The sequence below is a fragment of the Actinosynnema sp. NPDC059335 genome, assembly GCF_042752395.1.
GTDB lineage: Bacteria > Actinomycetota > Actinomycetes > Mycobacteriales > Pseudonocardiaceae > Actinosynnema.
In genome coordinates this window covers 25,918-35,806 of the sequence record NZ_JBHYXZ010000087.1, presented here as the reverse complement: position 1 = coordinate 35,806, position 9,889 = coordinate 25,918, and the positions used below count along the sequence as shown (strand labels likewise).

7 protein-coding genes are annotated in these 9,889 nt (G+C 71.3%); all 7 read right to left on the bottom strand.

Annotated features, from left to right (window positions below; all coding sequences use genetic code 11):
- Positions 1-273: 273 nt before the first annotated feature.
- Complete coding sequence (locus tag ACFXGA_RS25140) at positions 274-1,779, bottom strand: aldehyde dehydrogenase family protein (protein WP_378091692.1); 1,506 nt, start codon at positions 1,777-1,779, stop codon at positions 274-276.
- A gap of 83 nt (positions 1,780-1,862) precedes the next feature.
- Positions 1,863-2,858 carry a DUF3558 family protein gene (locus ACFXGA_RS25135; RefSeq protein ID WP_378091690.1) on the bottom strand — a complete coding sequence of 332 codons (996 nt, stop codon included), beginning with the start codon at positions 2,856-2,858 and terminating at the stop codon, positions 1,863-1,865.
- Between the two features lie 200 nt (positions 2,859-3,058).
- Complete coding sequence (locus ACFXGA_RS25130; protein WP_378091688.1) at positions 3,059-3,316, bottom strand: hypothetical protein; 258 nt, start codon at positions 3,314-3,316, stop codon at positions 3,059-3,061.
- Between the two features lie 68 nt (positions 3,317-3,384).
- Positions 3,385-5,070: a sodium:solute symporter family protein gene (locus ACFXGA_RS25125; protein WP_378091686.1), complete on the bottom strand. Its 1,686-nt coding sequence runs from the start codon at positions 5,068-5,070 to the stop codon at positions 3,385-3,387.
- A 176-nt stretch (positions 5,071-5,246) separates the two neighbouring features.
- Entirely contained in the window at positions 5,247-5,426 is a 180-nt protein-coding gene (locus ACFXGA_RS25120) for a hypothetical protein (protein WP_378091684.1), read from the bottom strand.
- Positions 5,427-5,725: 299 nt separating this feature from the next.
- Positions 5,726-7,840 carry an ATP-binding protein gene (locus ACFXGA_RS25115; RefSeq protein WP_378091682.1) on the bottom strand — a complete coding sequence of 705 codons (2,115 nt, stop codon included), beginning with the start codon at positions 7,838-7,840 and terminating at the stop codon, positions 5,726-5,728.
- A gap of 2 nt (positions 7,841-7,842) precedes the next feature.
- Positions 7,843-9,843: a TIR domain-containing protein gene (locus ACFXGA_RS25110; protein ID WP_378091680.1), complete on the bottom strand. Its 2,001-nt coding sequence runs from the start codon at positions 9,841-9,843 to the stop codon at positions 7,843-7,845.
- Between the last annotated feature and the right edge of the window lie 46 nt (positions 9,844-9,889).

Below are 9,889 nucleotides of genomic sequence, written 5' to 3'. Positions count from 1 at the left end.
CGCTTTTCCCCGCCGGGCCTGCCGGCTTTGGCCTGCCCCTGGTACCCGTAAGGGCCCCATGTCAAATCGAGCCGGACCCGAGCGCTGAACTCACCGTCCCTGAACGTAGGACTCTCGCACCCTCAACGCAGGACTCTCGCGCCCTGAACGTAGGACTCTCGCGTTCTGAACGTACGACTCACGCGTTCTGAACGTACGACTCACGCGTTCTGAACGTAGGACACGCGCGTTCTGAACGTAGGACACGCGCGTTCTGAACGTAGGACACGCGCGTCAGCGGCCGTAGAGGAGGCGGACCATGCGCAGGACGCGGCGGATCGTGCGCGAGCCCCGCTCGTACGTCATCGGGTCCAACAACGCCCCGAACCGCTTCCGCGTCACCGAGTGCGCGTACGTGAACTCCCGCAACCCGTCCTCACCGTGGATCCGCCCGAACCCGGACCCGCCGACCCCGCCGAACGGCAACCCCGGCACCGACGCGTACGCCAGCACCGCGTTGACCGACACCATCCCGCAGCGCAACCGGTCGGCCAACTCCTCGCCCCGGTTGCGCGAGTACACCGAAGCGCCCAACCCGAACGCCGACGCGTTGGCCCGCCGAACGGCCTCGTCCGCGTCCGCCACCCGCGTGACGACCAGCGTCGGCCCGAACGTCTCCTCGGTCACCGCGGTCGAGTCGTCCGGCACGTCCACCAGCACCACGGGCTCCACGTACGGCGGCCGGATCGACTCCAGCCCGCCCACCACCGCCCGACCGCCGCGCTCCAGCGCGTCGGCCACGTGCGACTGGATCACGTCCACCTGCCCCGGCATGGTGATCGGTCCGAAGTGGGCGTCCGCCTCACCACCCGGCCGCAACTTCTTCGCCTTCTCCACCACCAGCGCGACGAACTCGTCGTACACCGCGTCCGCCACGTACACCTGCTCCACCCCGGCGCACGTCTGCCCGGCGTTGAACGTCCCGCCCCACACCGCACCATCAGCAGCCGCCCGCACGTCGGCGTCCTCGGCCACGATCAGCGGGTCCTTGCCGCCGCACTCCAGCAGCACCGGCGTCAACGACGCCGCGCACGCCGCCATCACCTTCTTCCCGGTCGCGGTGGACCCGGTGAACGCCAGCTTGTCCACTCCGGACGCGCACAGCGCCGCGCCGGTCTCGCCGAACCCGGTCACCACCTGGAGCACCGGGAACTCCGGCACCACCTCGCCGAGCGTCGAGGCCAGGAACTCACCCACGCCGGGCGTGAACTCCGAGGGCTTGAACACCACCGCGTTGCCCGCCGCCAGCGCGTACGCGATCGACCCGATCGGCGTGAACGCCGGGTAGTTCCACGGCCCGATCACCCCGACCACGCCCAGCGGCCGGTACTCCAGCGACGCCGCGTGGTTGTACATCAGCAGGCCGGACGACACCTTGCGCTTGCCCAGCGCCTTCGCCGCGTTCCGGGCGACCCAGTGCAGGTGGTCGATGACCAGCGCCAGCTCGGTCCGCGCGTCGTCCGCCGACTTGCCGGTCTCCGCGCTGATCAGCGCCTGGAACTCGTCCAGCCGCTTGACCAGCACCTTGCGCCACGCGTCCAGCCGCGCCCGCCTGCCGTCGAACCCGAGCCCGGCCCAGAACACGGCCGCCTCCCGCGCCACCCGCACGGCCTGCCGGACGTCCTCCTCCGACGCCACGGGGTGGTGGGCGATGACCTCGCCCGTCCGGGGGTCGAGCGACGCGAACCGCCGCTGCTCGTCGTCGGCGCGCGCGGGAGTGGGGGGAGCGGTTTGCGTCATCTGGCCCTCCAAGCACGAGCAGAAGCACGAACGCGGGTGTTACCGGACAGTAACGGGTAACGGGTGGTGATGTCAGCCCCCGTTCAGCCCTTCGGGATCTTGCCGACGACCGCCTTGGCGAACGCCACCGCCGCCGCACAGCGGTCGAACTCCGAGTCCTTCGGCCCGGCGGACTTCACGTCGACGATCTCGCCCTCGTTGTCCGAGCCGACCAGCTGCACCCACTTGACCTCGCAGGACGGGAACGCCGTGCTGCTCGCCACCTGGTACCCGGTCACGCCGCCGCCCAGGTCGACCTCCGTCTGCCCCTCGTCGAACTCGCGGTCGTCGGGGATGAACGCCTCGCGCAGCGTGAGCGTCAGCTCGCGGTCCTCACCGACCCAAGCGCACGTGTGCAGGCCGTACGGATACACACGGTAACCGGCCCCCGACGCCGCCTCGATCGTCGGCCGGTCCGGCAGGACGCACGGGTCCAGCGTGATGAGCGAGCCCTTCGCGGGCGTGCGGGCCGCCCCGCCCGCCTTGAGCCGCTCGACGACGGACTCGGCCACCTGGCGGCCGGGGCCGCACGCGTCGCCGTCCTCGTAGCCGATCTGGACCGTGATGCCCAGGCCCGGCTGCTCCTGCGTGATCACCGAGACGAAGCACGCGCTGTTCTCCAGCACCTGCTCGTAGCTGCGCAGGCCGGCGAGCTGCTTGTCGGCGTTCTTCAGCTCGGTGGTCATGGTCTGGCCGATCTCGACCGTGACCGCGAGGTCCTTGCCGTTCTTGTCCTTCATGAAGTTCGAGCACCGGCTGAAGCCGCTGCGCGAGCGCTCACCGGGCGTGCCGAGCCGCTTGAGGACCTCCTCGTCCAGCAGCTCGCACGGGTCGGTCAGCCGCATCCGGTCCGGCGCGAACGCCGGGTCGACCGGCTGCCCGGACACGGGCGGCGACGTCTGGCTCGTCCCGCTCGGGTCGGAGACGTTCTCGGCGTTGGCCGGGATGGTGGTGCGCGGGAAGTGCTGCTTGGCCAGATCCGCCCCGGCGCAGCCGGCCAGCAGCAGGATCGAGCTCAACACGGCGACGAGACGGGGCACGGGTGCACGGTAGCGACCGACTGCGCCATTCGTGGCACGAACCCTGTGTCCGTCCTCACTACGACCCTCGGGAACGATTCAGAAGATCGACGCGCTGAACCTGGTGAACCCCGACGAAAGGATCATCACCGAATGCGCAACCGCATCCGACGCGCAGTCCGCTGGCTCGACACCTGGACGGTCGAGGCGTTCAACCCGGTCTACCCCCGGCGCTGACGCCCGTCCTGCCCCTCCTCATCGGGCACGATCACCGGCCGCAGGAGCGCCCAGGCGGCGAACACCGCCGCCAGCGCGAGCATCCCCACCGCGGTCCACAGGTTGATGTTGAGCCCGTCCGCCTTGGCCAGGTCGGCCTCGTCGGTGAAGCCGAGCCCGACCACCAGCAGCACCACGCCGTAGAGGCCGAACAGCACCGCGATCACCAGTCGCAGGTCGAACAGGCCGGCCTTGTGCGCCACGACCCACCTCCTTCACTCCCGAGTACGCTCAGCCCACGCTCAGCGACAGACGATGTCGAGCACGACGCTCAGCGGAAGACGATGTTGAGCACGGCGGTCAGCACCAGCACGCCGACGCCCAGGAGCACCGGCGAGCGGTACCAGCCCGCGTCGTCGCCCGTGGTGGAGTGCCTGCGGTCCGCCTTGGGCGTCAGGCTGTAGACCAGCCCGACCAGCCGCTCCTCCGGCACCGGCCGGGTGAACGCGGTCACCACCACGCTCACCACGATGTCCACCGCGAACGCCACGCCCGCGCCGACGAAGCTGGCGCCCTGGCCCGGCAGGTCGAGCACCCCGGTCTCGGCGAGCACGAACACCAGCACCGCGGCGAGCGTGCCCGCCACCAGGCCCGACCAGCCCGCCGCCGCCGACATCCGCTTCCAGAACATGGCCAGGATGAACGTGGCGAACAGCGGCGCGTTGAAGAACGAGAACAGCGCCTGGATGTAGTCCATGATGTTGCCGTAGCCGGAGGCCAGGAACGCCGTCCCGATGGCGACCACCGTGCCGCCGATCGTGGCGAGCCGGCCGACCCGCAGGTAGTACTCGTCCGGCCGGTCCTTCTTGACGTAGTCCTGCCACAGGTCGTACGTGAACACCGTGTTGAACGACGACACGTTCGCCGCGACGCCCGCCATGAACGACGCCAGCAGGCCGGTGATCGCGATGCCGAGCATGCCGTTGGGCAGCAACTCGCCGATCAGCGCCGGCAGCGCGTTGTTGTAGACCACCCCGCCGCTGTCCTCGCCCGCCTTGAGCGCCACCATCTCCGGCACGATCAGCGCCGCGATGATGCCCGGGATGATGATCACGAACGGGATCAGCATCTTCGGGTACGCGCCGATGATCGGCGTGCGCCGGGCCGCGGACATGCTCTTCGCCGACAGCGCGCGTTGCACCTCGGCGAAGTTGGTCGTCCAGTAGCCGAACGAGAGCACGAAGCCCAGGCCGAACACGATGCCGATGACGCTGAGCACCGGGTTCTCGATGCCGGTCAGCTCGGTCGCGGGCCACGCCGAGAGCTGCTCCGCCCCGCCCGGACCGGCGGTGACCCGGTCCACCAGGCCGTCCCAGCCGCCCACCCGGTGCAGGCCGACGACGGTCAGCGGCAGCAGCGCGGCGACGATCACGAAGAACTGCAGCACCTCGTTGTAGATGGCCGCGGACAGGCCGCCCAGCGTGGTGTACGCGAGCACGATCAACGCGGCGGCGACCACCGAGAACGGGATCGGCCAACCGAGCATGAGGTTGAGCAGGAACGCCAGCGCGTACAGGTTCACGCCCGCGATCAGCACCTGGGCGACGGCGAAGCTGATCGCGTTGACCAGGTGCGCGCCCTTGCCGAAGCGGCGGCGCAGGAACTCCGGGACGCTGCGGACCTTCGAGCCGTAGTAGAACGGCATCATCACCAGGCCCAGGAACACCATGGCCGGGATCGCGCCGATCCAGTAGTAGTGCATGGTCGCCATGCCGTACTGCGCGCCGTTGGCCGCCATGCCGAGCAGCTCGATCGCGCCGAGGTTGGCGGAGATGAACGCCAGACCCGTCACCCAGGCGGGCAACGAGCGGCCGGAGAGCAGGAAGTCCAGGCTGGACGAGACGGACCGGCGGGCCAGGAAGCCGATGCCGAGGACGAACAGGAAGTACACGGCCAGCAGGGCGTAGTCCAACGGACCGGCGTCCAGCCTGAGATCCACCTGGGCCAGCACGGGCACGTCCGCCCACCTCCCTGATCGAACAACCCCGAACACCGTCGCGCGCGACAACGCACGAACGCGCACTACCGCACATCCGATCAAGCCGACGGTAGTGCACCTCGGCGACCTTCGCCGGTTTGAACTACCCCGGGCTAAACCTCAGGTGGGAGGGGCCGCGCCCGACGGGGCGGGGATCAGCCGGTGAGGACGAACGGCGTCTCGGCGTAGACCGGTCCGGACGTCGCGCCGATGGTGACCTGCGTGCCGGGCGCGGCGTCGCCGAAGGAGTCGGGCACCCGCACCGGGACGTCGGCGAACCGGCCGACCGCGTCCGCGGTGGTGTCGCCGATGCGCCGGCCGTGGAAGGTGAACACCACTCGACCGTGTGCGGGATAACCGTCGCCGCTGAGCCGGAGCTCGCCGCCGGCGTGACCGGCGAGCGGCTGCGCCGCGAGGTGCGCGGCGGGGGAAGGCGCGACGGCGGTCGAACTCAACGCCGCCACGACGGGCGCCGGGAGGGGCGGCTGCGCGGCGCAGCCGGCCAGGAGGAGGGGAGCGAACGGGAGCAGGACGAGTAAACCGGGTCTTCGTCTTCGCACAGCGCCTCCCCAGGCCCGTCAACGGGAGGGTCAGCGTATATCGGGAAATCCGCCGTGCCACGCGCCCGAACGGCTTACCCGGGTGATGCCGGATCGCCGGTATCGGCGAGGAGCGCCCGCAATTCCGCGGCGACCTCGTCGGCTTTGGGCGACCCCAGTTCCCGGTACAGCTCCAGTGCCGCTCTCCACCGCGTCGCGGCGGGATCGACCGCGCCCCGGTCCGCCGACAACCGACCGAGCGAGCGCAACGCCTCGGCCTCCTCGTACCGGCTGCCGCACGCCCGACCGGCCTCCAGCGCCTTCAGGTGCTCGGCCTCCGCCCGCGCCCGCTGTCCGCGCCGGGACGCGATGACGCCGCCGAGGTTGTGGGCCTCGGCGAGGTCCAGCGGCACGTCGAGCTGCGCGAAGATCGCGATCGCCCGCTCCAGGTCGGCGGCGGCCTCGTCCAGCGCGCCGAGTTCGACGTGCATCTTCGCGCGGCTGCGCCACGCGATCGCGGTGTTGCGGCGTGCCCCGGCCTCGATGTAGTAGTCCAGCGCGGTGGCGTTGAGGCGCAACGCCCCCTCCAGGTCCCCGGTCCGGCGCAGCAGGACCGCGCGGTTGGCGACCGCGTTGCTCCAGCCGTGCCGGTCGCCGACCTCCGCGAACAACCGCTGCGCGGTCTCGTAGTGGACCGCGCCGGCCTCCGGTCGGCCGCACTCCAGCATCGCCCGTCCCAGGTCGTTGCGGATCCGTGCCTCGGCGTGCCGGTCCCCCAGCCGCAGGCACGCCGCCAGCGCCGCCTCGTGGCTGTCGATCCAGCCGCGCCACTGCTTGGCGAGGAAGAAGTAGCCGCGCAGCGTGTACGCGAGCCGCCACCGCCGGGTGTCGAGCTCCGGGCAGTCCAGCCGGCCGAGCGCCACGGCGTCCGACCACGTGGCGTGCAGCCACGACAACGCCGCCGCGCGGTCGTCGAACGACACCGCGTGCTCGGCCGACCCGACCGGCGGCAGCCGGTACCGGTTCGGCGTCACCAGGCGGTCGGCCCGGTCGGCGGTGTGCAGGTAGTGGTCCAGCAGACGGGTGCGGGCGGCCGCGACCTCCGCCGGGTCGCCGGCGGCGCACACCTCCGCCGCGTACAGGCGCAGCAGGTCGTGCGACGAGTACCGGCCCGGTGACGACTCCACGACGAGGTGCTTGTCGACCAGTTCGCGCAGCACCCGGGTGGCCCGCGCGCGGGTCGCACCGCAGAGGGCGGCGAACTGGGGCACGTCGAACTCCCGGCCGGGATGCGCGCCGAGCAGCCGGAACGCCCGCGCGGTCGGCTCGGGCAGGCGGTGGTAGGACCACGACAGCACCGGGCGCACCGCCGACCGCGCGTCGTCGCCGAGGTCCAGCGCGTCGAGCCGTTCGCGCTCGTCGGCGAGTTCGGCGGCCACCGCGGCCAGCGGCACCTCCGGCCGGGAAAGCGCCAGCCGGCCGACGATCCGCAGCGCGAGCGGGAGACCGGCGCAGTGGCCGGCCAGGTCGGCCGCGGCGTCGTCGCCGACCACCCGGTCGCCGAGCAGGGCGCGCAGCAGGTCGATGCTCCTGCCCCGGTCGAACACCTCCACGCCGAGCGACTCCGCGTTGTCGTGCACCGCGAGGCCGGGCAGCGCGTCCCGGCTGGTGACGAGCACCGGGCACGAGTGGTTGCCCGGCAGCAGCGGGCGCACCTGGTCGGCGCTGACGGCGTTGTCCAGCACGACCAGCACCCGGCGGCCCGCGAGCACGCTCCGGAAGTGGCCCGCGCGCTCGTGGGCCGGGCCGGGCACCTCCCCGTCCGGCACCCCCAGGGCGCGCAGGAAGGAACCGAGCACCTCGGTCGGGTCCAGCGGCTCGTCCGGTCCGTAGCCCCGCAGGTCCGCGTAGAGCTGCCCGTCGGGGAACTCGTCCGCGCGCGACCACGCCCACTCGACCACCAGCGCGGTCTTGCCGACCCCGCCCGGACCGGACACGACGGTGACCGGCGCGCGCTGCCCGCGCACCAGGTCGTCCAACCGCCGCGACTCCTCGGCGCGCCCGGTGAACCACCTCGGCGGCGCGGGGAGCTGCCTCGGGGCCGGGCGGGCCGGCCTGGAGTCGTGGAAGTGCAGGTCGCCGTAGATCCGGCCGGCCTGCACCAGGTTCGCCGACGTGGCCGAAGCCCGGTTGTGGACGTCCCCGCCCACCGCTACCTCGCCGCCGCGCCGCGCCGGAGCAGCAGGGCGACCAGCTTCTCGAAGTCGCCGTCCCTCCGGTAGTGGAGCCGCTTGATGTCGCGGGCGAGCGGCGGGACCGCGTCGTCCTTGTCGTCTTCCTCGTTGAGCATCAGCACCAGGGCCTGCGGCTTGTCACGCCGCTTGACGTCCATGTGGAGCGCGTAGCCGAACTCGCGCGTCGCCCACTCCGACGCCATGAAGTTCGCGCTGGCGCACGCCAGCACGTACCGGCTGCTGCGCAGGCCCACCTGGATGTTCTCGGTGATCAGGTCGCCCGCCTCCAGTTCGACGTCGTCGTACCAGCACCGGACGTCGGCGGCCGTGAGGCGGTCGCGGATCTCCCGGATGAGCGGCTCGTCCCGCTTCGTGTGGCAGAGGTAGACGTCGAACTCGTAGTCGTCGGGCTTGCGGCCGACGGAGTCGCGCAACTTGGTCTTCAGCGCCGTGCGCTGCGGCACCGTGAGGTCGTTGATGCCGTCGGCCCCGATGTAGAGCATCTTCATCGACGTGGCGTCCCGCACCACCTCGTACGACTTCGCCTGTCCGGAGACCAGCTCCGGCAGGTCGACCCAGAGCACCGGGAAGTCGACGCCCTGCAACGTCACGTTCGGCTCGTCGACCGGTCGCACCACCCCGCTGGTGAGGATGTAAAGGCCGTGCTCGCCCTGCCTCAGCAGCTCGACGTCGAGGTCCACCGCGCCCTTGCGCACGGGGATGAGGTAGCTGTGCTCCTCCAGCACCCGCAGCGCCTCGCGCCACGCCTCGTCCCGGTCCTCCGGACTGGAGCCCTCGTCGCCGACGGAGCTGAGCGGTCCCGTCCGGTTCGGCCCGACGAGGTACGTCGCCGTCTGCGCGACGTGCTCCAGCACCCGTTCGTTGACGAAGTTGTCCAGCAGGTCCACCGCGAGCTTGCCCTGCCTGCTCCGCGACAGTCGCGCCCGGATGTCGTCGTTGTTGAACGACAGCAGCGCCACGTCGGTGAGCGCGACCAGGTCGGCCGTGCGGTTGCGGCCGAGCGCGTAGGCGAGTTCGCCCACGATGTCGCCCACGGTGTGCTCGTGCCGCGGCTCGGTGACGGGTCCGTAGCCCTCGTCCTCGAAGTTGTAGACCCCGACCCGGCCCCGCAGGATCAGGAACAACGAGTCGCCCGGGTCGTCGAACTTGCAGACGATCTCGCCGGCCTTGCGCTCGACCAGTTGGCCGAGGCGGAGCAGTTCGTTCAGCTGCCCCGGCCGCAGGACCGAGAAGATGCTCTCGCGCTCCCCCGACGACTTCAGCTTGTCGGGCACCCCGGCCAGCGCCATGGCGACTTCCTTGTCGCCCGAGTTCACCTGCCAGATGCGCTTGGCGTAGTAGAGGAGTTCCCACCCGTCGGCCCGACTGCGGCTGTCGAGGAAGGCGGCGCGGTCGTCCTGCCCCCGACCGCCCCACGCGGACGGCATGTCCGGGAACGACAGGAGGTGGAGCAACTGCGGTTGCAGGTTGCGGTGCGGGAACAGCCGCGGCTTCTCGAAGCGCAGGGTCGGGTCGGCGTTCGAGGAGACGACCTCCTCCCGGAACGCGTCCGACACCACCACGCCCGCCGGCATGACCTGGGCGAGCAGCCAGCCGGCGTAGTTCATGGCCTCGCCCACCGGCTGCCGGCGCCCGTCCGCGCCGCTGGTCTCGGCGGCGACGCCGTGGTGGGCGGTGATGCGCAGCGGCACGCCGGCCGACAACGCCCACCCCCGCAACCTCGCGAGCAGCGCGACGGCGTCGGCGTGCCAGTCCGGGTCGAGGAACACGACGTGCCCGCCGTCGCCGCCGGACGACCACGCGATGCTGTCGTGACCGAGGCGCACCACCCACTCGGCCACGATCCGGTTGATCTCGCGGACCCTGTCGAACTGCTTGTCGGGGTCCGAAGTGGAATGCCCCTCGATGTCGCACGAGACCACGGCGACCTTTCGGAGAACCGGGCGCGCAGTGGGCATGGGCATTCCTCCCCGAGCGTTACTCGCTTGTGCCGCGGAAGGCGCA

What these genes read in the sequence shown, in the direction of transcription:
- ACFXGA_RS25110 (WP_378091680.1), bottom strand. Translation starts at nt 9,843, where the DNA reads ATGCCCACTGCGCGCCCGGTTCTCCGAAAGGTCGCCGTGGTCTCGTGC.
- ACFXGA_RS25140 (WP_378091692.1), bottom strand. Translation starts at nt 1,779, where the DNA reads ATGACGCAAACCGCTCCCCCCACTCCCGCGCGCGCCGACGACGAGCAG.